Below are 388 nucleotides of genomic sequence, written 5' to 3'. Positions count from 1 at the left end.
GGTGAGGGCTTCGACGCCGCCCTTGCTTGCGGCGTAGGCGGCGATGCGTTCGAAGCCGGTGCTGGCGTGTACGGAGGAGACGTTGACGATGGAGCCGGAGCCCTGCTCGAGCATGATTTTCCCGGCCTCGCGGCAGCAGTAGAAGGTGCCTTGGAGGTTGATGTCGAGGACGTGTTGCCAGTCCTCGTCGGTAACGCGTTCGCTGCGGGTGAAGTGGGGGCTGATGCCGGCGCAGTTGACCGCGCCGTCCAGGCGGCCCGTCCACTCGGTGATCTGCTCGACCATGGTGCGTACGGCGGTGGAGTCGGCGACCGAGCCGGGCAACACGAGTACCTTCCCGGCGAGTTCGGACTCCAGCTCTTCAAGGTCCGCCGTCGTACGAGCCGTC

General features: G+C 66.5%; 1 protein-coding gene. It reads right to left on the bottom strand.

Annotation, left to right across the window (positions count from 1 at the left end; genetic code table 11):
• Window positions 1-388: SDR family NAD(P)-dependent oxidoreductase (locus IG08_RS0153415; protein WP_043457800.1), on the bottom strand; the 388-nt coding region annotated here is incomplete at both ends.

Source organism: Streptomyces fulvoviolaceus (assembly GCF_000718165.1).
Taxonomy (GTDB): Bacteria; Actinomycetota; Actinomycetes; order Streptomycetales; family Streptomycetaceae; genus Streptomyces; species Streptomyces fulvoviolaceus.
This window is presented reverse-complemented; position numbering and strand designations above follow the sequence as displayed.